We start from the raw sequence: 23,961 nt of genomic DNA on the forward strand, positions 1-23,961 counted from the left end.
GCTTCAACCCGCTTTATACGGGCTTGTACACTACAAAGGTTTGGAGGGGGCGCTCCTGCGTGCGCGCGCCTCGCATGGACACCACAAGTTGGACGATGCTCAACACGGAGCAAATCCCCTCCCGGGGAGGGGTCGGGGGTGGGTCTAAGAAAAACGAGGAGAATGGCGTTGCGAAAAAGATTGCTTCGACGCGCAATGGGGATTGTGCACAGTGCAAAAACCTATTGGCAACAATACCTAACCCGAACGTCTCCCGATAGCTATCGGGAGCGCGCCAATGAGCGAAGGGTTGGAACAACCCAAGCGAAGAAGGCAAAGCAATCTCTGAACGATTACTGTAGATTGCTTCCTCGCTATCTACCACACAGGCTATACGCTCGTCGCAATGACACCACAACAAGTTGGACGGTGCTCAGCTCGAGCAAATCCCTCCCGATCCCGATAGCTATCGGGATCGGGATCGGGACGGGGAGGGGAAACCAGCGCGTGCGAGCGGATTGATCATACAAGAAGCGCCCGGACCAGTCCGGGCGCTTCTCTGTTATTGCCGTTGCAAACGTGTGTTATACTTCTTCTTTCTGGGTCATGAGATAGGCTTTGATAAAATCGCCGATCTCTCCGTCCATCACAGGCCCGACATTGCCCACTTCATAATCGGTACGATGATCTTTGATCATCTTATACGGATGGAATACATAAGATCGTATCTGGGATCCCCACTCGATCTTCTTCTTGCTGGAATTGGTCGCGTTCTTCAAGGCTTCCCGCTTGCGCAGCTCCTCTTCATACAAGCGGCTCTTCAGCATCTTCAAGGCTTTTTCGCGGTTCTCACCCTGTGTACGCGCCTGCTGACATTCCACGATAATACCGGTAGGAATATGCTTCAGACGTACCGCTGTTTCCACCTTGTTTACGTTCTGTCCGCCTTTACCACCGGAACGGTAAAATTCCCATTCCAGATCGGCCGGACTCACTTCAATCTCGATGCTATCGTCCACCATCGGGTACACAAACACCGAAGCGAATGAGGTATGGCGTCTTGCATTCGAATCGAAAGGAGAGATACGCACCAGTCGATGCACCCCGCTTTCGGCTTTGAGCAGACCATAGGAAAAATCCCCCTCAAATTCGATCGTCGCCTGTTTGATACCTGCCCCATCGCCATATTGCACATCGATCTCAGCGACCTTCCAGCCCTGCTTTTCCCCATACATACGGTACATACGCAGCAGCATTTCCGCCCAGTCCTGACTCTCCGTACCACCGGCTCCGGAATTGATTACCATCACCGCGTGCAGTTCATCCTCCGGCTCGTTCAGCGTCGATTTGAATTCGAGCTCGTCGAGGGAGCGGATTGCCGCCTCATACCCCTGTTTTGCATCGTCCTCCGTTGCCTCGTTCTCCTTCCAGAAATCAAAGATCACGGCAAAGTCTTCCACCGAATCGCTGGTTGCCTGGAACAGATCCACCCAGTATTTGTTTACCTTAATTTCCTTGAGGATACCCGTAGCACGGGCATTATCATCCCAGAAGCCGGGTGCAAGCGTCATCTGACGATCGTTCTCCATCTTCTCCTTACGCTCGCCGATGCGCAGAAACCGGTGCAGATGCTGCACCCTTTCCCGCATATCTTTCAATTGTTCCTGAGTCATCGTTTATGGTCTGCACAGAAGGCCGGAAATGAATCCCGGCCTTCTGTGTATATTTTTGGTTTAGTAATTAAATACAACGCCCGTATAATTCTGCGGCGTGATGGCCTTAAGCTCTTTTTTAAGCGTCGCCGGTATTTTCAATGCATCAATAAAGGCATGCATTGTTTTCTTATTGACACCTGCTTTCCCGCGCGTCAGCTCTTTCAGTGCTTCGTAAGGCTGCGGGAATTGTTCGCGGCGCAACACCGTCTGAATAGCTTCCGCAACCACCGCCCAGTTATTTTCCAGGTCTTCGTGGAGTTTCGCTTCGTTCAGCAACAATTTACCGATACCTTTTTCCAGCGAACGCAGTGCCAGGAAGCTGTGCGCCACAGGTACGCCAATATTACGCAGTACGGTACTGTCCGTAAGGTCACGTTGCAGGCGGCTTATAGGCAGCTTGGCCGACAGGTGCTCGAACAGGGCGTTTGCGATACCGAGGTTACCTTCCGCGTTTTCGAAATCTATCGGGTTCACTTTATGCGGCATCGCCGAAGAACCGATCTCTCCTTTCTTTGTCTGCTGCTTGAAATAATCCATGGAAATATAAGTCCACACATCGCGCGAAAAATCGATCAGGATCGTGTTGATACGTTTTAAGGTATCGAACTGTGCTGCGAGATTATCGTAATGTTCGATCTGTGTGGTGTACTGCATACGCTCCAGTCCCAGCTTTTTCTGAACGAACTCGTTACCGAATTTCACCCAGTCCGTCTTCGGGAAAGCCACGAAATGCGCGTTGAAATTGCCCGTTGCTCCGCCGAATTTAGCGGCGAATGGCAAATGAGAAAACTGTTGCATCTGTCCTTCCAGGCGCTCCACAAACACCATGATCTCCTTACCCAATGTGGTGGGAGAAGCGGGCTGTCCATGTGTTTTAGCCAGCATAGAAATGCTTTTCCAGCTTTTGGCCATTTTACGCAGTTGCAGTACGATATTATGTACGGCAGGCAGGAATTGCTCTTCCAGAGCATGTTTCCAGGAGAGCGGAATAGCGGTATTGTTGATATCCTGGGAAGTGAGACCGAAGTGAACCCATTCCGCACAGGATTCCGCACCAAGAGCCGTCAGCTTTTGCTTCAGGAAATATTCCACTGCTTTTACATCGTGATTGGTGACACGCTCCGTAGCTTTGATCTGAGCGGCGTCTTCCTCGCTGAATTCCTGGTAGATCTTACGCAACGCCACCGGCTTCACGGAAGCAGGCAGCTTAAATATTTTCTTTTCTGCCAGGAACAGGAAGTATTCCACTTCCACCCATACGCGGTAGCGGATCAGGGCAAACTCTGAAAAATAGGGAGCGAGTGCCGACAATTGGGCACGATAACGCCCGTCTACAGGGCTAATGGCAGTAAGTGCTGTTAATTCCATGGCGCAAAGGTACTTCTACAAATTCTTTTATCCAGCCTGTAACGCTTCTTTCTTACAGTCCTGCCTTCCCGCAAAAGCCGGGAAGTATAGTGATTGCAGCATATCCCACAGCTTAATTGTAACAAATTTAACATGCGAATAAGGTAAAGCTTTCAAAAGGCGTAGCCTACATTTGCAGCGCTTAACCACCACTTATGCACAATTTCACCATTCTGAGAAAACGCTTACTGTTCACATTTGTCTGCCTGCTGGCAGCCGCAGGTACCTGGGCGCAAAACACCTATACGATCAGCGGCACCATTAAAAACAGTGCCAACGGCGAGAAGCTCATCGATGTGATTGTGCAGGTAGCCGAGCAAAAATCGCTCGGAACCACCACCAACGACTACGGCTTTTATTCCCTGAGCCTGAAAGAGGGCGACTATACCATACAATATACTTACCTCGGGTTCAACCAGGTGACGGAGAAAATATCCCTGCACGGCAACGTCGTGAAGAACATTTCTCTGCAGGAAAAAGGCACTTCCCTGAATGAGGTGGTGGTGACCTCCACTGTTAAGAATGAGAATGTACGCTCCACTTCCATGGGTGTGGAAAAACTGAATATGGCGCAGATCAAGGATATTCCGGTACTGTTCGGGGAACGCGATGTACTGAAGACCTTACAATTGCTGCCGGGTGTGAAAAGCGCGGGAGACGGCTCCAGCGGCTTCTACGTGCGTGGTGGCGGCGCCGACCAGAACCTGATCCTGCTGGACGAAGCAACGGTATATAATGCATCGCATCTGCTGGGTTTCTTCTCCACGTTCAATTCCGACGCGATCAAGGACGTAACGCTGTACAAGGGCAATATGCCCGCGCAGTATGGCGGTCGCCTGGCCAGCGTGATGGATGTGCGCATGAATGACGGTAACGATCAGAACTTCCAGGTTTCAGGCGGTATCGGGCTTATTGCTTCCCGGCTGATGCTGCAGGGTCCGATCAAAAAGAACAAAGGCTCTTTCCTGATTTCCGGACGCCGCACCTATGCAGATATGTTCCTGAAACTGTCGAACAATCCGGATCAGCGTAACAACCAGCTGTATTTCTACGACCTGAACCTGAAAGCCAACTACACACTGAATGAAAACAACCGCCTGTATCTTTCCGGCTACTTCGGGAAGGATGTGATCGGTGTGGCAAAGATATTTGGTATCGACTGGGGCAATGCGACCGGTACTTTGCGCTGGAACCATATCTTCAATTCAAAACTGTTTTCGAACACTTCACTGATCTACAGCAACTACAATTATAATATCCGGCTGACTGTAGACCAGAACGACATCAAGATCATTTCCAAGATTGCTGACTGGAACCTGAAACAGGAATTCCAATGGTATGCCAACAATAAGAATACCGTTAAATTCGGATTCAACTCTACCTATCACGACCTGGTACCCGGTGAGATCCGCGCTTCTGCCACTTCCGGCGTGAACAACCTGCAGCTGACCAAACGCTACGGATGGGAAAATGCGGTGTTTATCAACAACGACTGGAAGGCGTCCCCGCATTTCAGCATGAGCTACGGATTGCGCGTCAGCTCGTTCTCCGTGCTCGGACCCGGTAAGTTCTACGAATTCGATGCCCAGGGCAACCAGACCAGCACCATGACCTATGGCAAGGGTGACTTTGTAAAGACCTATGTGAACCCGGAACCGCGTATCGCTGCTACATATATCCTCAATGAACAGCACTCGCTGAAAGCGTCTTATGCACGCAATATCCAGAATATGCACCTGTTGTCGAATACCACATCGTCCAGTCCCACCGACCGCTGGATCACCAACAGCAATATCATCAAACCGGAGATCGGCGACCAGGGTTCTGTCGGGTATTACCGCAATTTTAAAGACAATAAATACGAAACCAGCGTAGAAGTCTATTACAAGGCGATGCAAAACCAGGTCGATTACCGCGACGGTGCGCAGATCGAGGGGAATGAACTCGTAGAGGCCGACCTGCGTTTCGGGAAAGGACGCGCTTATGGTGCGGAATTCTCACTGAAGAAGAAAGAGGGCAAAGTGACAGGCTGGATCAGCTATACGCTTTCCCGTACCGAACGCCAGATAGATGGTGTGAACAGCGGACGCTGGTATCCGGCCCGGCAGGACCAGACGCACAACCTGGCTGTGGTGGGCATTTATCACCTGAGCCGGAAATGGACTGTCTCCGGAACCTTTGTGTACAATACCGGTAATGCCGTGACATTCCCTACCGGCAAATACAATATCAACAACCAGGTGGTGTATGTGTACACCGATCGTAACGGTTACCGGATGCCGGCCTATCATCGTCTGGATCTGGGTGCGACCTGGAAAGTACGCGACACGAAACATTATAAGTCCGAGATCGCATTCAGCCTTTACAACGCCTATGGTCGTGAAAACGCCTACATCATCAATTTCCGGAACAACCCGGATAATCCGAGCGAAACACAGGCCGTTCAATACAGCCTGTTCCGCTGGGTGCCCTCCGTTACCTGGAATTTTACCTTTAAATAAAGCCGCGAATAGTCGTACTTTTGCGACAGGAAAAAGCTGAATGATGAAAAAAACATTGCTTTCGCTGGCTGTACTCACATTTACTGCAACGCTGCGTGCTGCGGCTCAGGGTTGTTCTGTGTGTACACAAACCGCGAACCAGCTGGGTAAGAACGGAGCAGAAGGGCTGAATATGGGCATTATCTACCTGGCTTTCCTGCCGCTTACGCTCATTGCCGTACTGGCTATCTTCTGGTGGCGTCACAACCGCGCACGCAGTTGAACTGTTCCGGACGGTAGCAGGAGCGATGTTTAAACCACACCCACATGAACACCTCTTTTATGCTCCGGCTGATGGTCCCTGAAGATATAGCCGCCATGCTGGCTATATACACTCCTTACGTCACAGATACTGCTATCTCATTTGAATATGAGGTTCCTTCATTGGAAGCATACACCGAACGCATCGCGCATATCGCGCAGAAATACCCTTGCATTGTCTGCGAAGAAAACGGCGAGCTGACCGGCTTCGCCTACGCCAGCGAATTCAGGTACCGCGCAGCCTACCAATGGTGCGCAGAAAGCACGATCTATCTCGACCAGCAACACCGCGGAAAAGGAACGGGCACGCGCCTGTACCGTTCACTGATGGGTCTGCTGGAACGAATGCGTTACACAAATGTATTTGCCGGGGTAGCCCTGCCCAATGAAGGCAGCGAGCAATTGCACCGCAAATCCGGATTTCGCGAGATCGGAGAATTCCGCGATATCGGGTTCAAACATGGTGCATGGCACAGCACCCGCTGGTATCAGTTGAGCTTGGGCGATGCAGCTCCGGCAACACCGCTGCCGCCTTTATCGCTGCAGGAACTGATCTCCTCTGAAGGGTTATCAAACATACAAACGCTATTGAACAACTATTAATCCCTATTTCATGAATTACTTATTGACAGGAACAGAAACGGAACGTCTTTCTTTCCGCCCGGTGCAGGATATTCTGTTTGAAGAATGGCTGCCGTTTTTCGACAATCAGAATAATCCGCGCATGGTGGGGCTGGATTACCTGCCCACTCCGGAGGAGCAGTGCAGCATGTGGTTTGAGCGCGGACTGAACCGCATCGCCGAAGGACGCGGCGGTATGAATGCATTATACGAAAAGGAAAGCGGACTATTCGTGGGACAGTGCGGACTGCTGGTGCAGGAGGTGGATGGCAAGCGCGAGCTGGAGGTAGGCTATTCTCTGCTGCCGGCATTCTGGGGCAGAGGTTATGCAACCGAAGCCGCAAGGAAAGCACGGGATATCGCATTTGCATCGGGCTTCACCGATTCGCTGATATCCGTTATCCATGAAGAGAACGAACCTTCCAAGCAGGTAGCGCTCAGGAACGACATGCAGCTGCACCACAAAACAATTTTCAAAGACCTGATGCCGGTGGAAATTTTCCGCATCGACCGGGAGCAGTGGCAGGCATTGCAATAATTGAATTCTTTTCCGGAATATAATGAGTGCACCCAATACAGATCAATATAGGGTTCGGCCTTTTACCGCAGACGATGTGCAAGCGTATAAGGCATTGCGCCTCGAAGCGTTACGCACCGAACCCGGAGTATTCTCAGCCAGCCTTGCGAAAGAGCAGGCATTTTCCGATGCGGAGTGGATTCAACGTGTTTCCAACCCGGACGGATCCTGTTTCGGCTTATATCATTCCGACAAACTGATCGGCATTACCGGTGTCATTATCAGTAAAGAAAATCCGCAGGCTGCCTTCCTCACGCAATCGTTTATCTGTCCGGAAGAACGCGGCAAAGGGCTTTCCGCATTGCTTTATGAAGCACGCATAGCCTGGGCTGTTGCCCGCGGTTTATCCACGCTTGTTGTCGGCCACCGCAAAGACAACCAGGTATCGCGCTCGGCGAATCAGCGCTTCGGCTTTACCTACGCGTACGAGGAAGTGTGTACCTGGGGAGACGGCACGAGCGATACACTGCTCTGGTACCGGCTGGAACTTACCTAAGCAGATTTCTTTTTGCTTTGCAGGATCAGTGAGCGGGTTTGCCATATCACCGAAAGGCAGATCAGCAGCATTCCGATGATAAAACCTGCATTCAGCTGTTTGTCCTCACGGAAAATAAGGATCGCGAGGAGGATGCCGTACACCGGCTCCATGTTCACACTGAGCGCGATCGTAAACGAACTCAGTTTTTTCAGTGCATTCAATGCAAGCGTCTGCGCCCATACGGTACAGCACAGGGCCATGATCACGAGCCAGATCCAGTCGTTGGGTGTATGAAGCAGGTTGCCCGGAAAACCATCCGTAAGCCCGCCCATGTCCGTCTGCTGCGGCAGGAATTGTGTTTGCGGAAGGAAATAGAACAACACGGGCAGCAATAAAGACACGACGATGAAGCCGGTTGTCATTTCATAAAACACCATCGTCCGCGCAGGGTAATCGTTCGCGATACGCTTGTTGTAGATCGTGAAAACCGCAGCCAGCATCGCCGCCACAATGCCGAAAATGATGCCCAGCGCATACAGGTCCTGGAAATGGTAAATGCAGTACATCCCGCCCAGTGCCAGTATTCCGAGCGATATTTCTTCCCAGCGATGCCGCGTCTTGTTCATCCAGGGCTCGAGTAATGAAGTGAAAATGCTGGAAGTGGACAGGCACACCAGCGCGATGGAAGCATTGGAGAATTTAATCGCCGCGTAAAAGGCCACCCAGTGGGCTGCCATCAGCACACCGATGCGGGTCATCTGCTGAACGCCTTTAGCAGGAACCGTCACCCATTTCCGCCCTGTGAGCAGGATCAGCAGCATAAAGCCGGCTGTGAGCAGCATGCGGTACCAGACCAGCATGGGTGCTTCAAGCGTGATGAGTTTGCCGAGGATTGCCGTAAAACCCCACAGGATCACTGCAAGGTGTAATTGAACTAAAGCCTTTTTCATGAATAGCGCATCCGGGAGACGCGCTGCAAAATAAACGTATTCCTGCGGCCCGTCAAAAAGCGCATCAGCGCTGTCCGATCTCAGAGCGGAAGGTCAGGCGGTGGTAAGACGTATGACCGAAAGCCGCAATGGCCTTTTTATGAGCGGGAGTCGGATAGCCTTTATTCTGACTCCAGCCGTACTCCGGGTGTTCATCATGCAACTGATCCATAAAATCATCGCGGTAGGTTTTTGCGAGGATGCTTGCTGCGGCGATTGATGCAAACCGTGCATCTCCTTTTACCATACAATGGTGGGGAATGCCGAGGTAAGGCACGAAACGGTTACCGTCTATGAGCAGCAGTTCAGGACGCTTTTTCAATTGGTCCACAGCGAGATGCATCGCTTTAAAAGAAGCCTTCAGGATATTGATCAGATCGATCTCGATATTGTCTACCGATGCCACGGACCAGGCCAGCGCATTCGATTCGATATACGGGCGCAGCTCAAAGCGCTCCTCTTCGCTGAGTACTTTACTGTCGTTCAGCAGGGGGTGGAAAAAGTCTTGCGGCAGGATCACCGCAGCCGCAAAAACAGGACCGGCAAGGCAACCGCGCCCGGCCTCATCACAACCTGCTTCTGCAATTCCCGTTTGAAAATAAGGAGCCAACATATACATCCACCACTTAAGACTGCTGCAAAAATAGAGAATCCCTGCACACTTTCGTACCTTCGCCATGCGAACCGGGACCTTCGTGCCGGTAAAATTGCAAATTGTAACATGAAGCATCCTAAGAAAGGCGAATCGTATTATGAGAAGACTTTTGGCAAAACCAGGCCGGAAGCAGCCCCGGAGCGTTCCGAGGCAGACAAGCCCGGCAAAAAAAACTGGCGTAACAAAACAGAATTTTCTGAAGCTCCGGTACGCCGGGGTAAAAACGAAGTAGCTGCACCCAAAGAGATGCGCGGCGGAACCGGCCGTGATCGCGACGATCGTAAAGGAGGGGATTTCAGAAAGCCGCAAAGGCCGTACGGTGAATTCCGCGACGGAGCCTCCGGCTACAAAAAAGATAAACCTGCATTCCGTAAAGATGACCGGAATGAAGACCGCCCTTCCGGTGAATTCCGTAAAGAAAGAGGCAGTTTCAAAAAAGAAGAAGGCGGTTTCCGCGAAGGAAAACCTGCTTTCCGTAAGAACGACAGGGACGATAACCGCCCTTCCGGTGAATTCCGCAAAGAGAGAGGCAGTTTCAAAAAAGAAGACGGTGGTTTCCGCGAAGGAAAACCTGCATTCCGCAGGAACGACAGAGACGATAACCGCCCTTCCGGTGAATTCCGCAAAGAGAGAGGCAGTTTCAAAAAAGAAGATGGTGGTTTCCGCGAAGGAAAACCCGCTTTCCGTAAGAATGATAGAGACGATAACCGCCCTTCCGGTGAATTCCGCAAAGAAAGAGGCAGTTTCAAAAAAGAAGATGGTGGTTTCCGCGAAGGAAAACCCGCTTTCCGTAAGAACGACAGGGATGAGGCACGCCCTTCCGACGAGTTCCGCAAGGAAAGAGGCAGTTTCAAAAAAGAAGACGGTGGTTTCCGTGAAGGAAAACCCGCTTTCAGAAAAGACAAACCCGGATCTTTCGACGCAGATAAAAAGAAATCTTCGTTTCCGAAAGAAGCGCCGCTGTCTTTACAGGCTGAGAATGAAGTAGTACACGAAAAGATCGGATCGGGGAAAGGAAAAAGCGGACCCATTGCGGAGACGCCGCTTACCGAACTGATGCCTTTGAATAAATACATCGCGCACTGCGGTATTTCCAGCCGTCGCGATGCGGCGGAGCTGATCCGCCAGGGTAAGGTGAAGATCAATGGCGAACTGGTGACCGAACCGGGCCATAAAGTAGAGGACGGCGATCAGATCACCGTTTCGGGTCGTAAGGTAACTCCCCAGAAAGACCTGACTTATATCCTGCTCAATAAGCCGAAAGGATTTATCACAACCACGGAAGATGAGCGCGGCCGTCGTACGGTAATGGATCTTGTATCCGACTCCGGGGCTTTGCGCCTCTACCCTATCGGCCGCCTCGACCGCAATACCACCGGTCTGATCCTGCTCACGAACGACGGGGAATTATCCCAGAAATTGTCGCACCCCAAATACAATGTGAAGAAGATCTACCATGTAACGCTGGACAAAGCGATCAGCGCGGAAGACTTCGAAAAGATCCTGGCCGGTGTGGAACTCGAGGATGGTGTGGCACCCGTGGACTCTTTGTCGATGCTGGAAGAGCGCAATGAACTCGGTATCGAGATCCACAGCGGCAAGAACCGCATTGTGCGCCGTATCTTCGAGCACCTCGGCTATGAAGTGGCCCGCCTGGATCGTGTGATGTATGCCGGACTGACCAAGAAAAACCTGCCCCGCGGCAAGTGGCGCAAGCTCACCGAACGCGAGGTGATCTTCCTGAAACATTTTAAACAATAGCATTCCTTTGAGCCGATACCTGACTGCCGACCGCATTCACGACGGCATCCGCTTCACCGATACGGGCAGCATCCTGCAGGTATCGGAAGACGGCACCATAGAAGCATTGCTCGCCCCCGGCACCGTTGTCGCAGGCGAGCATTATACCGGTACCCTGTGCCCGGGCTTCATTAATGCCCATTGCCATACCGAGCTGAGTCATATGCAGGGAGTAATCCCCGAGGGAACAGGCCTGCCCGGTTTCCTTACGCGTGTGATGCAGCACCGCAACCAGGGCAGTCCGGAGGAGAAAGAGCAATCACGCTGGCAGGCTTTCCGCAGCATGCAACGCAACGGCATCGTGGCAATCGGCGATATTGCCAACACAACAGATACGCTGGATCTGCGCGGAGAACCGGGCATGTACTGGTACACGTTTGTAGAAAGTATCGGTTTTACGCCGGAGCGTGCGCCGCAGAGTTTTGCCTACGCCGAAAATACGTACCAGGCTTTTGCCGCGCAGGAAGCAGCAGGCAACCGACTGCAGCAATCGATTGTTCCGCATGCACCCTATTCCGTGTCCGAAGCGCTGTTCCGACTGATCGGTGCGCACGGCAGCGGTAAAACATTGTCGGTACACAACCAGGAGACGGCGGATGAGGCTTTGTTCTACCAGGATAAAAGCGGTGCCTTCCCGGCATTCCTCGAGGGGCTCGGCATTCCGCACGCGGACTTTCAGCCCTCGGGCAGGAATTCGCTGCAAACCTATATGCACTGGCTCGGCACCACCCGCCCGACGATGCTCGTGCATAATACGTTCAGTTCGGGCGAAGATATGACTGCTGCCCGCGCACACTTCCCGCAACTGTTCTGGTGCCTGTGTCCGAATGCGAACCTGTATATCGAACAGCGGCTGCCGGATATACCGCAGATGCTGGAAGCGGGTCTGCAATTATGCATCGGAACGGACAGCCTGGCCTCCAACCACCAGCTGTCGGTATTAGCAGAACTCGAATGTATCGACCGGCAATTCCCGGAGATCGGCTGGGAACAATTATTCAGCTGGGCCTGCCACAACGGAGCGAAAGCCTTACAGCTGGAAAACGAACTGGGCACTTTCCGTGCCGGAACAAAGCCCGGTATCGTATGGATAGGACCTGATAAAAGCATGCAAAGATTAGATGGAAGCAATTAATTATTTCAGCCTGTTTGGCATCGCCGAGAGTCTGCACCCCGATGCGGCTCAGGTAAAAAAACAGTTTTATGCATTGAGCAAGCAATGGCACCCCGACCGCTTTGCAGCAGCCGGTGTCGCCGAACGCAATGAAGCATTGCGCATGGCAGCCTTGCTGAACGATGCGTATAAAACCCTGTCCGACCCCGACAAAACACTCGCGTACCTGCTGCGTGATGCGGGAGTACTGGCTGAGGAGGAAGCGTATAAGCTGCCCACGGAATTCCTGATGGAAATGATGGAGCTGAACGAAGCAGTATCGGATTATGAAGCCCAGCCGGAAGATGCCGCATTGAAGGCGGCCGCGGAGCAATCCGTACAGGCGCAGCTGGATGCCTTGCAGCAGGAAGCATCGCAATTAGCGCAGCGTTGGGAGCAGGAAGGAAAGACACCGGAACTGCTGAACGCTCTGAAAGATTTTCATTTCCGCAAAAAATACCTGTTGCGCATCCGCGAAAGAATGCCTTTGCCGGCAGATCGTTGATTCCATTCAGATAGTATACCTTTATTATGGCCGGTTCTTTTGAACCGGCTTTTTTATTGCAGCGCTGTCTTGCGGCCGTCTGCGGCTGGAATTATCTTACAAAGAAGAAGACTCGTGCCGGTGATAAGCCCTTACTCCAAAAAAAATCTGAACTTTTTTTGTCACAATTCTTTCTTTCATTCGTCATTTGAAGACAAGTCCATAGACAGTGCAGTCACTCATCGCGTCCAGAACCAAATATATCCGCTTTGCGGAGAGCATCCTCGGCAGTCTGCAGGATGCGGAAGACGTGGTGCAGGACTGCTACATCCGGCTTCTCGAACGTTCGGGCATGGTGCATCCGGAAGCGTACATGATGCGCGCCGTACGCAATGCGAGTCTGGACGTACTCAGGAAAAAGAAACCCGAAGCGCTGGAGGAAGAACTGGTGGGACACCATCCGGATACGCTGGACCTCGCGCGGGCGCTGGAACACAAGGAGCAGGTAAGAAGACTCCAGTTGCTGATGCAGTGCCTGAGCGAAAAGCAGCGAAGTATTTTCTTCCTGCGCGATATAGAAGGGTATGCATTGCAGGAAGTGGAAGCGATAACGGGGTTAAGCAATGAAGCAGTCCGGGCACATCTTTCCCGCGCACGAAAACAATTACGCGAATTATTCAACAAATTGGCATGAGCAGGATCAACGAATTGCTGGAGCGTTATTACAACGGAACCAGCACAGCAGACGAAGAGCAGTTATTGGAACAGCTGCTTGCAGAAGAGGAACAGGAAACTGCAACGGCAGATCAGTTGTTGTTTGCGGCCAGGGCGGCATACCGCAACTACGAACCGAAGCGCAACAACAAACGGCCACGCGTCATCCGTCTTTTTGCTGCCGCCGCCGCGGCTGCTGCACTGGTAGTGTCAGGCGTCCTCTACGTTTCCCGCGATGAGTCAGCGGATTCCCTGCCGGTGCGCAACGGTATTGCCGCACAGATCCTCATCGAAGAGCCGGTTTCCGGTAATATCACAGACGAACAGCTGGCGCTGGAGCAGGCGCGTAAGGCACTGGCCTTTGTCAGCGCGCAACTCAATAAAGGAACCAGTGCTGCAGGCCAACTGAACAAATTGGAATCTTCTCTTTCAAAAATAAAAACAGAACAATTATGAAAAAGCTATTGAGTACTGTTGTTTTCCTGTTGCTGTTACCGCTGTTCAGCGAAGCGCAGTTATCCACTGCACAGAAATGGGTAAGCTCCTTCGAGGGCAGACCGGGTGTTACCGTGGTGAGCATATCCCGGGCCATGTTCAAAATGTTGTCCAAACTGAAACCGAGCGATCCCGGCTACCAGGATGTGGTACGCTTTGCATCGCGCCTGCAGGAGTTTAAGATCATCGTTGCCGATAATGATGACCCTAAGAACAAAGCCGCCTCTGCCGAGCTGAATCGCCTGATCGGGAACGCATCCCTGCCGCAGTACGAGGAACTGATGTCTGTGAGCGACGGCGGGAGCAGGATCGTATTCCAGGTATTGGAGCAGGACGACCACATCCGCGAGCTACTGATGCGGATTACGGGCAGTGAACAGGTGATCCTGTTCATCAAAGGGGATTTCAAGCTCGCTGAGCTTACCGATATCTCCGGAGACATGAACATTACCGGACTCAACAAAGTACAAAAGCTCAAAAAATAATACGATGAACAAGCTAATAGCACTGATCGCGGCGATCTTCCTTTTCGCCTCCTGCCAGGCAGCTCCGCAGGGAGCGCTGGGCCGCTTCTACAGCAAATACCGATCCGACACTGCGGTGGAGCAGATCCATGTCCCGAAACTCCTGCTGCGCATTTTTGCCAATGATCCGGATATCCGGAAGGTACTCCGGTATATGAAATCTGTGCGCCTGTTTACCGCCGGCGGGACGGACAGCCGCAGAACTGCGATCGGTCAGGACTTTGCACGGGCGATGGAACAGGATGGATACGAAGATGCGCTGAAGATCAGCCAGGACGGGGAACAGATCCATATCCGCATCCGCGAAGACGGGGAGATGATCCGGAGTGTGGTCATCAGCATTTCGAATAAGGAAGAACTGGTCTTATTGCATGCCGGCACGCAGATCACTTATGAGCAGCTGAGCCGTATGCTGGATTATATACAAACCGACAAGGGAAAATCAGGCCTGAAGCAGGTAGCCGGCGGAAAGAGCTAATATGCACTGACAGCACCCGTATATGTAGTAACAGCCCTCCGCTCATAATCCGGAACGATCTGAAATTCAGAAAAAATACTTGTTGTGAATTCGGGAAAGACTCATTACATTTGCAACCCGCTGCTACAGCGGACCGGCTATACTACCAAATAGCTGCGTAATATCTAAAAATGCCCAGATGGCGGAATTGGTAGACGCGCTAGACTCAAAATCTGGTTATCGCAAGGTAGTGCAGGTTCGATTCCTGTTCTGGGCACACTGATTATCAAGGAGTTACGTTCATTCGTAGCTCCTTTTTCTTTTCTGCTTTTCCTTCCTGCACTAAAAATTGCACTATTCCACTTTTATTGCCGAACCAAGCTTTTAAATGATGAATATTTACTAAAGGACTTCTATTGCTTTATCGCCAAATTGATAATAGCTCAATAATTTCTTTAGAGGCCTCCTTATTTATAACTCTATAATAATGCTAAAAGAGGTTTAGTCTCTGTAGCAGTGCTTCGTATTATTTAATATTATCATATCGGTCCATCATCTTTAGTTCTTTTATGACTTGCGAGGGATAAGTTTGTTTGAACGAGGTAAGTTGAATTATATTTTAAAATAATCAAGAATATTCCTCTCGTCTCTCTTAATACTATTAACCATTTGAAAACAAAAGTTTGATATTTCCTTTTTCTCTTGAAGTGTGAGACAATTAGAAATGATATTGTTACTATTAGCAGGATCAACAATTCTGATTGATTTTATTCTTGAGGCAATGTATTCCAAAACATCCAGAAGACTATTAGATAAACCACGCGAGATTCTCAACTCTGAAAAGGCCCTCTTTACCAAGTGTTCAATTAACACAGATGGAAGTTTAAGGTTGTTTTCCTTTTTCCATCCTTTAAGAATCTTAATGATTTTTCTTTGCTTTTCTGTAAATCTAAGTGCTTGCGATTGCTTTACAGGATTAGTTTTCCGTATCTTTTTAGACACTGACGAATAAATATAAACCTGGTCCTTATCATTGTATACTGCTCTTGTTGGAACAACATCAATTCGCTTTACTTCGCCTTTATACCTAAAGAATAACCCAATTGAATATTCCTGATCTCTTATTTTTTCAAGGTGCCTATCTTTTAATCCTATAAGAAAATCCATAATTAATGGTTTCATCTCGTCTATGAAAACTGCCTCTTTTTTAAGTTTAAGTTGAATGTCAATATCCGATCCTACAATTGCGGTATCGCGTTCAGCAGATCCATTTATAGTAGGATACTTGTTTAACTCTTCCTGAAATTCTGCGTATAAGAGGCGTTGTATTTTTTCGGCCTTTCGTTCCAAAAATGTACAAGTATCCGAGTATTCTTCTAATACATTTTCAACTACTCTATCTAAGCCGCCGATTGATGAAAGTATACTTGTCATTTCATTGTCTCTCACGTATCCTATAGCAAAACCTGCCGCACCACCCACTAATGCGCCTTTACAGAATGCAGCAAAACATTCAATCCAATCAAACTTCTGTTCTGAATTTTGATTGTTTGGCTGTTGTATAGCATTGTACAGTGCGTTACCAAGTCCTACAGCCAATGCGCCAGTGAGTGCGTATTTAGGTGCCTTATTCATATTTATGCTTCTTTAAGTGATTCAACATAGCTGAGTGTAGAAAGTATGCTATGATATAAGGTGTACTTTGCGTTTGCAAAATTCAATCGAGGATTTCTTTCGAGGTTTTTAGTGGTGTAAGCGACAAAGCAAACATCATCGCCATTTATATCTGCCATTATCTCGTTAATCTCTTTTTGCAAGAATTCGCCGTCAACATTATTGAAAACTATTAAATCATGTTCAGGCACAGTAGTAAAAGACTTGTGTATTCTGAACAAGACGTTTTTAAATTTAAAGTTGGACATAGTCCGTTTTATTTCATCTTGAGCATCTTCGTTGGGACTAATGACAAGAATTTTTTTGGTGTTCTTTAAATTACTTTCAAACTCTTGACTATTTATTAGCTTAATAATCTCTTCTCTTTTTTGTTCAACAATTGTTTCAATTTTTTCATTGATCGTCTTTTTCACTTTTTTACTGACGCCCCAAAACATCATATAAACACTGTACCCTGTTGTCGGTATTCCAAATATCAATAGAAGCGTAAAAAGGTTCTTTACGCTTTTATAGTCCTCATCAATTTCCTTTTTCAAGCTATTTGCCGATTTCTGAACTTCTATTTTTGAAAAATTATCAATGTTAGTTTTATAATCTTCCAAATTACTTAACCGCTTTTCAAGATTGGCCACTCTGCTTGAGTCGCTTTGTGCAAACAGAATGCTACTTTGAAATACGAGGGCAAGGGCGACCATCAAGGTTCTATAAGGTGTCATATTTGTACAGTTTGTGATTTAGTAATGCGTAAAAACCAATTTCAACTTTAGAATGATTATAACCAATAATTAATAATGCCGGGTTCTTAATTGCTACGTCACCATGAGCAGCAATTGATTTCATAGCATCAATATCAGTGCTACTGGGAATTGGTAAATTATCAGGATGTGTATGCCATTCGCCAACGTAATATTTTTGTGGATTTTGATTGTAAAATTCCTTCAGTTTATCATCAATGCCGGTAGCGTCTCTTTCAAATAAGTATCGAGTACCCTTATATTTATCAGGTAGAATGTGGTCTGTAATATTTAGCTGCCGGTAATCTTCGGAATAGAAACCGATCAAAAAGCCGCCAAATTCGTTAGGATAGTGACACTTACCGATTGCTATCAATGAATCAAGAAGCTTATCCTGAATTTCTATTTTCAAACCAATGTTGATGTTTGTCCAGGTCAAAATTCTTTTAGTTTAATGATGAAGTCTTCCTGCGCATCCAACACGAAATTTCTTAAAGGTAGCCCCTGTGAAAACTTCAAATTAATGTGTTTAATTGCGTGCTGAATTAATGTATTAATATCGTTGTAAGAGGCTTTAAACGTTGGACTCCAGCAACCAGTAGGATTGTACAAATCTTCTGTGTCATTTTCCAATACTTGTTCAAATTGGTTTATCATCCAGGAATAGCTTTTTGGCTCTGTAGCACAAGCCACCGCGCGAGCTTTATTAGTAATAGACAATGTAATCAGGTTATCCAATTGTAATTCATCAAGAACAAACATCAAATCATTGTCTGTTGAACAATCAAAGATGACGTCGTATTGAAGCAGTGCTTTCTTAAAATCTATCGACGCTTCATGATTTTTAAGCATCACTTTTGCGTACAGGTTGAAAAAATCTGCGTTAATGGTGCCGGTATTAATGAATGGCGATATGGATATTAGTGTTTGCCTTAATTCATCCACCTTGTTATTAATGCCAGCGTTAAACCTATATTCAGATCGACATACATTTTCAGGTTCTTTTACATCGTAGTCTATCATATCAATTATTTTGCATCCACCTCTTGTAAGCGTGGTTGCAATCATACTTCCAATTGCACCAACGCCAATAATCAACACTTTTCCTTTAGTAATTTTATCATCCATTCTTCCACGTCCGAAAAAATATTGGTAAGAGCAGTTCTTTGTAATGCCCCAATTTATCGGTGCATCCAAAAAGTACCCTTGCCATTGTTGGTTTACTTTTTCTGTCGCTATTGGAAACTTGCCAATTTCCATAAGAATGGACTGCCAATGTATCTCTGTCTCAGTAATCCTGTATCCTACCAATAGTGGTATAATATTGCCTGCAATCTTTCGGTTTGCATTTTGCCCTTCAGACAAGAACTTAATAAAAGGTTTGCTTACATAAGTCTCAAGTTCTTCCCAATTTTTGAAAGCAAACTTACCATGGGTAGCTGGCGGATTATTTATAAAAATGAACAAACCACTGTTCTTATTCTTGTGCGATAAGTTTTTAACACCGTCGCTCCATTGGCATTCAACAAGCTTTTTATTGTTTTTACTAAAGAAAGATTGCACCACATAGTTATGCACAGGTGCATCATAATACTTACCCGATTGTATTGGAATGTATTCAAAGAACCCATACTCGCAGCCCTGGAATTGATAATCGACTTCCGTAAAAAAATAAGCATAGTGCCGACCCTTAAATTTCTCAGGTTGTAAAATCAAATGTTCATAGTTCGTATCCTTTTTGCCTTCAATGAAATACTCTTTAATCCATCTTCTTAATGAATTGAAATCAATAAGTAGCTTACGTTGCAGATCTACGCAGTGTGACGTATGAATACAGATAGACCCTTTCTCCATGACATGGCCATAAGTAATTAAGTCCGGGTTTGAAAATGTAATCGTCTCTGTATTATATCGCTTCAATGGATACTCTGGTAAAATAGTAACAGTGAATGATAAAGAGATTTCATCGTTTACTGTTACTACTACTTGGCCCTTTATAATTAATTCATCATCTACAGTAAAAGGCGTATCAATCGAGACAAAATCTATGTTACCAATATACTGTTGAATTTCTTCCACCCGATTATCCATGTCTTACCCGAACCGTTCATTTTTAGGTGGTACAGAATAAAATCCGCTGCCTTTATTCTCATATCTCTTTTCCTCTTCCTTGAATTTGGCGTTTTCAGGATAGTATGTTTTAATATTTTCGTCATTGTCCTCAATACGATCAAGCATGTTCTTCATATCGTCTGATAAGTTTCGCTTTTCCTGCGTGGTCAGCGTGTCTGCTAAATCGTTAGAACTATTACCAGGATCTAAAAGCTTGAACCCTTCTTTAGTTACTTCATCTTTAATAAATTCCATGACGGCTTTTAGCTTGTCCCAAAGGTTACCGGTGATCGTTTTATTGTCGAACGCCTTTAACGTGATAAGCTCTAAGAAAAAGGACTTGGTTGGATAATTGTACTTTGTTCCTTTCCAAACCTTCAGCAACCGAATAATCTTACGAATAGAGTTCTTTTCAGCAGTAGCACGGTCTTTGATATTGTTGATTTGAGCTTTTACATTGGTTTTGATCCGCTCACTCCCGGCATCAATGTTGCCGTACTTGTAGTACACGTATAAGTTAAGGTCTTCGTTATCAGGATACTTATCTTGATTAAGTTCTCTACCCGGTACCACATCAATCTTAATAACGTCGCCGTCTGCGTCAGCATAAAATTCCAGACCAATGGACACTTTCTGCTTTTTCACCTCAGCGACGTCCTTGTACTTTTCATAGAGGAAATTATATACGTCTTCGTACATTTCTTTCAATGTTCCATTTGAACCGAAAGCATTTTTCTTGAACGGTGCTACTTGGTCAAAATCGAACCGAGTATTAATAGCGGTGTTTTTTGCATAAGAACCAGAATTGAACGGCGAGTATAACTTATCACCATAATGATCAACCAATGCTTCTTTTACTTCCTTGTTCTTGTCTTTGAACTTGTTTAAAAGTGTTTCTTCTTTTGTAATCTGATGCGTTGTAATAACGGATTCCAGATGTAGCGTTTTATCCATTTTTGCTTATTTTATTTGTGTCATTGAGATAGAATTGTCCAGATTGTCTTTAACCGTAGCATTAGCATCTGTTTTCAGGTACTCTCTACCGGAAATTGTAACGGCACCAACTTTTGCGCCAATATTCCAACCCGGATAGCCCCACGTTATTGTTTTAATAATATTCCCTTGTTTAATCAATTTGATTACTTCCGATTCGATAGTTTTTTCACCTCTATGAAAACCATTATTGTCGGTTACAGGGTGAAGCATTACGTGTGTAATTACTTGGGAGCTGTCTTTCCATACGCCAGAGATATAATAGTCGCTTGTTTTTGCCATTTTAATCATTTGAATGTGTAGACGTAATCTTTTTCCTGCTGGTTGGGTTTTGAACGTAAATTTCGTTTAAAAGTTTATTAAGGTTGAAAATATTTATCCACAGATTATACTTCCAATGTTAATTTCGTTTAATTTTAGACCTGAAATGATAATTAGCTTCAATTTAGAGAACTTCCTTTCATTCGGATCGAAAAACACCTTATCCTTTATTGCTACTCCAATTAAGGATAAGGCAGACAAAACATTTACACCACCCAGCTATCAGTGGGATTACAGATTACTAAGATCGGTTGGAATATTAGGTTACAACTCAGCAGGAAAAAGCAATTTTCTCAAAGCTATTGCAGCAATGAAATATGCTGTGTTATATTCTACTATTAGTTCAACAAATGTTTTCACTTCCAGTATTAGTCCATTTTTATTGAGAAAAGAAAATTTAGAACCAACAAGTTTGGAAATTTTATTTTTTCTAAATAATAGAAAATACCGTTATGGATTTAAAATATTGGATAGCTTAATTACAGAAGAGTGGCTTTATTATTCTGAGCCTACTGTAAGAGAAAATAATCTTTTTTATAGGCAAGGTGGTGGAATAACTTATAATAAAAATTGGAACAAAGATGTCGACAATAGTTTGGAGCCATTATTTAAACGAGCCAATGGACAAACTCTATTTTTATCAATACTTGGAATTCTAAATGTTCGCCCAGCTGTTGAAATACTTAAGTGGTTTGAGAAAATTACAGTTATCGAAACTTTCGACGCAGATACTTTCATTGACTTTACTTCTGAAAGATTACAAGATGAAATTTTTAAGATTAACTTTTTGGGAATACTGCGAGAAGCATCTTTAGGCTTCCATACAATTGTAGAATCTAAAACCGCACAAGCCGCACAAAGCAAGCTGAGTTTAGATTTCATGGATTTTATGGTGCAAAACGAGCTATTGCCTAAAGTAAAGTATGTTGTACATACAGTTCATACAATGTTTGATAATGAAGGAAAGGAAGCAGGAACAATAAGATTTGACCTTCGCCAACAGGAATCTGCAGGGACGAAAAAGTTCTTTGGGCTAATTGGACTTCTTTTAGATTCAATGCTAAAGGGGAGCATATTGCTTTTTGATGAACTGGATGCACAATTCCATTTTGCCATGTATGAAACTCTTGTCATCTTTTTTAATAATGCTAAAATTAACCCGAAGGGAGCACAACTAATTTTTACAAGCCATAATACCACACTACTTAAAAAAAGTAAAATCAGACGGGACCAGCTATATACAATTATTAAAAACACAAAGTCAGAATCTGAACTTCGCAGGATACATGAAAAAGGAAATGCAGTAAGAACGGATCAATCAATTGAAAAAGAATACACCGAAGGAAGATTGAAAACACATCCGGATATTGACTTTAATTTATTTACAGGTATCCTTGATTTTCCAGAGTACTAACTTTACCGCTTTACAAACCTACTTGATGGATTCAAAAAACAAAGTAAATTATGATAACTGAAAGGGTACAAGCTCTATTTGATTTTATTGACTATTTAGACTCAAAAAAAGCAGAGTATCTTCAGAAGTATATTCCACTTTGTATCGAACTAAATAGCCTTGATGTCTATAGGTCAAAATTGAAACCCAAAAGTAACTATATTGACAAACAGAAATACGATGAAATACAAAAGGAAATAAAAGAAAAATTTGAACCGCTTAATCTGAATGTTCATGTTCCCCTATTAAATAAACTTAAAGAACTAAAAATATGGTCTGGAGATGATGTTTTCGCGAGTATTTGGAACAACAATAGTTCTGCGATCCATGATTTTAAAAATAATTTTGAATCCGAAGATGTAGCGAATGTTATATTGCATAAGCATAAGTATCTAAACTTTAGAAAGCAAACCAAAAGCGATTTTCTTGGGTTGCAATTTGTATTAAGCAATTTGGATGAGATTTACAAAGAACTATTTGATTTTTTCAAAGACACTTCTGAAAATGAATTCGAGAGTTTTGAGAATAAGACAATTGAAATGAACAGTATCGAGGATGCTCTGAAAAGATTTGAAGATAATAGAGACATGAATGTTAGATTTTCAATACCTCACGACGATCTTTTTAGTTACCAGAATGTAAGACAATATTATCCTCATCTCTATCCTCAATCACATACTGTAAAAAATGAAATAATAATGGGAAATAAAATTCAAGTTGGAGACATAACTGGGCACGGTAACATCCTTAATACAGGTAATCAAGCAAACATTTACTCTACCAATAATGTAAGTAAAAATAATTTGGATACTTTAAAGAATCAATTAACCAAGTATGGAATTGATGATGATGATATACAGGAACTGGCAGAAATTGTACAAGCAGAAACCCCTAATTCAAAAACTAACACTCTGGGAGAAAAGTCAAATAATTGGATTTTGAAAATTATCGGTAAATCATTGTCTGGTGCTGGAAAAATTGCCATTGGTATATCATCAAATATATTGGCTGCTGTAATACGCCAGTACTATGGGCTTTAGTAGCCACCTTAAATATTTGCGATGTCAGTTGATTAATTAAATATCTCAAATCCACTATCAATAACTCGTTCGCTATTGTAATATTCGGGGTTTATTGTTGGATTTATTCCCACTGAGTTGAATACTTCAATGATTAATTTCTTTGCCGTTTCAAAATCTTCGAAATTGTTCACGTAGATGCTGTCGTAATTATTATAGCATTTAATACCAATTTTAGCAAGCCAACATTCACTGTATCGAACATAATTAATGCCTCCACCTCTTGTAACCTTCTTGCAAATTTTGAATACTCTTTACTAAGCGGCTGTCCACCTTTCTCTTCCTTAATCACATTCCACACACTGGGATATTTTGCAATGAATAAATCAAGCAACTGTAACCCCTCCTAAAAATCGGACCATTTAAAAGTATGATTTTTTACCTTTAAATAGTCGATATGAAAAAGTCCAAACACAGCGAGGCCCAGATAGCCTCGGCACTTAAAGAGTATGAGAATGGCCGTAAATCAGAGGATATCTGCCGGGAGCTTGGTATCGCTAAAGTGACCTTTTATGCCTGGAAGAAAAAGTATTCAGGCATGGATAGTGAGCAACTCAAGAAGCTCAAAGATCTGGAAGAAGAGAATCGTAAGCTCAAACAGATGTACGCTGATCTGGCTCTTGATAACCGGATGCTCAAGGATGTACTGTCAAAAAAGTGGTAAGGCCCGGTGATCGGAAGAACATTGTTGCTTACCTGGGTCAAACTTTCCAGGTAAGTATCCGCCGGGCCTGCAAGACCATTAA

General features: G+C 45.6%; 25 protein-coding genes and 1 tRNA gene. 16 read left to right on the top strand and 10 right to left on the bottom strand.

Annotation, left to right across the window (positions count from 1 at the left end):
* Nucleotides 1-563: 563 nt before the first annotated feature.
* Together prfB and purB are read right to left on the bottom strand one after the other, a co-directional pair.
* Nucleotides 564-1,652, bottom strand: coding sequence for a peptide chain release factor 2 (gene prfB / locus ABD846_RS11085; RefSeq protein ID WP_344826720.1), 1,089 nt, complete (start codon nt 1,650-1,652; stop codon nt 564-566).
* 60 nt (nt 1,653-1,712) lie between these two features.
* Nucleotides 1,713-3,062: an adenylosuccinate lyase gene (purB, locus tag ABD846_RS11090; RefSeq protein WP_344826723.1), complete on the bottom strand. Its 1,350-nt coding sequence runs from the start codon at nt 3,060-3,062 to the stop codon at nt 1,713-1,715.
* A 194-nt stretch (nt 3,063-3,256) separates the two neighbouring features.
* On the opposite strand from purB, the gene ABD846_RS11095 reads away from it, so the two are divergent.
* The 5 genes from ABD846_RS11095 to ABD846_RS11115 are packed head-to-tail and all read left to right on the top strand — an operon-like array spanning nt 3,257 to nt 7,596.
* Entirely contained in the window at nt 3,257-5,602 is a 2,346-nt protein-coding gene (locus ABD846_RS11095) for a TonB-dependent receptor (RefSeq protein ID WP_344826726.1), read from the top strand.
* Nucleotides 5,603-5,645: 43 nt separating this feature from the next.
* Nucleotides 5,646-5,864 (top strand): hypothetical protein, encoded by a 219-nt coding sequence (locus tag ABD846_RS11100; protein ID WP_344826729.1) that lies wholly within the window; start codon nt 5,646-5,648, stop codon nt 5,862-5,864.
* Nucleotides 5,865-5,908: 44 nt separating this feature from the next.
* The gene (locus tag ABD846_RS11105; protein WP_344826732.1) at nt 5,909-6,505 is read left to right on the top strand and encodes a GNAT family N-acetyltransferase; all 597 of its coding nucleotides are present in this window, start codon (nt 5,909-5,911) and stop codon (nt 6,503-6,505) included.
* Nucleotides 6,506-6,515: 10 nt separating this feature from the next.
* Nucleotides 6,516-7,061, top strand: a complete 546-nt coding sequence (locus ABD846_RS11110; protein ID WP_344826736.1) for a GNAT family N-acetyltransferase — start codon at nt 6,516-6,518, stop codon at nt 7,059-7,061.
* 22 nt (nt 7,062-7,083) lie between these two features.
* Nucleotides 7,084-7,596 carry a GNAT family N-acetyltransferase gene (locus ABD846_RS11115; protein WP_344826739.1) on the top strand — a complete coding sequence of 171 codons (513 nt, stop codon included), beginning with the start codon at nt 7,084-7,086 and terminating at the stop codon, nt 7,594-7,596.
* On the opposite strand, the gene ABD846_RS11120 is transcribed toward ABD846_RS11115, so the two are convergent.
* Together ABD846_RS11120 and ABD846_RS11125 are read right to left on the bottom strand one after the other, a co-directional pair.
* Complete coding sequence (locus ABD846_RS11120; protein WP_344826742.1) at nt 7,593-8,528, bottom strand: DMT family transporter; 936 nt, start codon at nt 8,526-8,528, stop codon at nt 7,593-7,595. The two genes, ABD846_RS11115 and ABD846_RS11120, sit on opposite strands and share 4 nt — an antisense overlap.
* A 64-nt stretch (nt 8,529-8,592) precedes the next feature.
* Nucleotides 8,593-9,246 (bottom strand): ribonuclease HII, encoded by a 654-nt coding sequence (locus ABD846_RS11125; protein ID WP_344826745.1) that lies wholly within the window; start codon nt 9,244-9,246, stop codon nt 8,593-8,595.
* 42 nt (nt 9,247-9,288) lie between these two features.
* On the opposite strand from ABD846_RS11125, the gene ABD846_RS11130 reads away from it, so the two are divergent.
* The 8 genes from ABD846_RS11130 to ABD846_RS11165 all read left to right on the top strand — a co-directional run bounded on the left by ABD846_RS11130 (nt 9,289) and on the right by ABD846_RS11165 (nt 15,126).
* Nucleotides 9,289-10,983 carry a pseudouridine synthase gene (locus ABD846_RS11130; RefSeq protein ID WP_344826747.1) on the top strand — a complete coding sequence of 565 codons (1,695 nt, stop codon included), beginning with the start codon at nt 9,289-9,291 and terminating at the stop codon, nt 10,981-10,983.
* 7 nt (nt 10,984-10,990) lie between these two features.
* Nucleotides 10,991-12,157, top strand: coding sequence for an amidohydrolase family protein (locus ABD846_RS11135; protein WP_344826750.1), 1,167 nt, complete (start codon nt 10,991-10,993; stop codon nt 12,155-12,157).
* Nucleotides 12,144-12,680 carry a DnaJ domain-containing protein gene (locus ABD846_RS11140; RefSeq protein ID WP_344826753.1) on the top strand — a complete coding sequence of 179 codons (537 nt, stop codon included), beginning with the start codon at nt 12,144-12,146 and terminating at the stop codon, nt 12,678-12,680. The genes ABD846_RS11135 and ABD846_RS11140 overlap by 14 nt, the downstream gene beginning before the upstream one ends.
* Nucleotides 12,681-12,888: 208 nt before the next feature.
* On the top strand, nt 12,889-13,353 hold the full coding sequence (locus tag ABD846_RS11145; protein WP_344826757.1) for an RNA polymerase sigma factor: 465 nt from the start codon (nt 12,889-12,891) through the stop codon (nt 13,351-13,353).
* Nucleotides 13,350-13,829 (top strand): hypothetical protein, encoded by a 480-nt coding sequence (locus ABD846_RS11150; protein ID WP_344826761.1) that lies wholly within the window; start codon nt 13,350-13,352, stop codon nt 13,827-13,829. Before ABD846_RS11145 ends, ABD846_RS11150 begins: the two co-directional genes overlap by 4 nt.
* Nucleotides 13,826-14,353 carry a DUF4252 domain-containing protein gene (locus ABD846_RS11155; protein ID WP_344826763.1) on the top strand — a complete coding sequence of 176 codons (528 nt, stop codon included), beginning with the start codon at nt 13,826-13,828 and terminating at the stop codon, nt 14,351-14,353. Before ABD846_RS11150 ends, ABD846_RS11155 begins: the two co-directional genes overlap by 4 nt.
* Nucleotides 14,354-14,357: 4 nt before the next feature.
* Nucleotides 14,358-14,870 (top strand): DUF4252 domain-containing protein, encoded by a 513-nt coding sequence (locus ABD846_RS11160; RefSeq protein WP_344826766.1) that lies wholly within the window; start codon nt 14,358-14,360, stop codon nt 14,868-14,870.
* Between the two features lie 172 nt (nt 14,871-15,042).
* Nucleotides 15,043-15,126: transfer RNA gene (locus tag ABD846_RS11165), tRNA-Leu, on the top strand.
* A gap of 335 nt (nt 15,127-15,461) precedes the next feature.
* Here ABD846_RS11165 and ABD846_RS11170 read toward each other — a convergent pair.
* From ABD846_RS11170 to ABD846_RS11195, 6 genes are read right to left on the bottom strand one after another with little or no spacing between them, the layout of a single operon-like run.
* Nucleotides 15,462-16,484, bottom strand: coding sequence for a hypothetical protein (locus ABD846_RS11170; protein WP_344826769.1), 1,023 nt, complete (start codon nt 16,482-16,484; stop codon nt 15,462-15,464).
* A gap of 2 nt (nt 16,485-16,486) precedes the next feature.
* Nucleotides 16,487-17,239, bottom strand: a complete 753-nt coding sequence (locus ABD846_RS11175) for an NARF domain-containing protein (RefSeq protein WP_344826772.1) — start codon at nt 17,237-17,239, stop codon at nt 16,487-16,489.
* Nucleotides 17,226-17,696 (bottom strand): Mov34/MPN/PAD-1 family protein, encoded by a 471-nt coding sequence (locus tag ABD846_RS11180; RefSeq protein ID WP_344826774.1) that lies wholly within the window; start codon nt 17,694-17,696, stop codon nt 17,226-17,228. Before ABD846_RS11180 ends, ABD846_RS11175 begins: the two co-directional genes overlap by 14 nt.
* Nucleotides 17,693-19,348: a ThiF family adenylyltransferase gene (locus ABD846_RS11185; RefSeq protein WP_344826777.1), complete on the bottom strand. Its 1,656-nt coding sequence runs from the start codon at nt 19,346-19,348 to the stop codon at nt 17,693-17,695. Before ABD846_RS11185 ends, ABD846_RS11180 begins: the two co-directional genes overlap by 4 nt.
* Nucleotides 19,349-19,351: 3 nt before the next feature.
* Complete coding sequence (locus ABD846_RS11190; protein ID WP_344826780.1) at nt 19,352-20,323, bottom strand: nucleotidyltransferase family protein; 972 nt, start codon at nt 20,321-20,323, stop codon at nt 19,352-19,354.
* A gap of 6 nt (nt 20,324-20,329) precedes the next feature.
* Nucleotides 20,330-20,644, bottom strand: coding sequence for a DUF3892 domain-containing protein (locus ABD846_RS11195; RefSeq protein WP_344826782.1), 315 nt, complete (start codon nt 20,642-20,644; stop codon nt 20,330-20,332).
* Nucleotides 20,645-20,759: 115 nt separating this feature from the next.
* Between ABD846_RS11195 and ABD846_RS11200 the strand changes: the two genes are divergently transcribed.
* The 3 genes from ABD846_RS11200 to ABD846_RS11210 all read left to right on the top strand — a co-directional run bounded on the left by ABD846_RS11200 (nt 20,760) and on the right by ABD846_RS11210 (nt 23,879).
* Nucleotides 20,760-22,097 carry an AAA family ATPase gene (locus ABD846_RS11200; RefSeq protein WP_344826785.1) on the top strand — a complete coding sequence of 446 codons (1,338 nt, stop codon included), beginning with the start codon at nt 20,760-20,762 and terminating at the stop codon, nt 22,095-22,097.
* 50 nt (nt 22,098-22,147) lie between these two features.
* The gene (locus tag ABD846_RS11205) at nt 22,148-23,176 is read left to right on the top strand and encodes a hypothetical protein (protein WP_344826788.1); all 1,029 of its coding nucleotides are present in this window, start codon (nt 22,148-22,150) and stop codon (nt 23,174-23,176) included.
* A gap of 436 nt (nt 23,177-23,612) precedes the next feature.
* Nucleotides 23,613-23,879, top strand: a complete 267-nt coding sequence (locus tag ABD846_RS11210) for a transposase (RefSeq protein ID WP_344824826.1) — start codon at nt 23,613-23,615, stop codon at nt 23,877-23,879.
* The last annotated feature ends 82 nt before the right edge of the window (nt 23,880-23,961 follow it).

Origin of the sequence: Rurimicrobium arvi, assembly GCF_039540495.1 — a bacterium.
GTDB lineage: Bacteria > Bacteroidota > Bacteroidia > Chitinophagales > Chitinophagaceae > Rurimicrobium > Rurimicrobium arvi.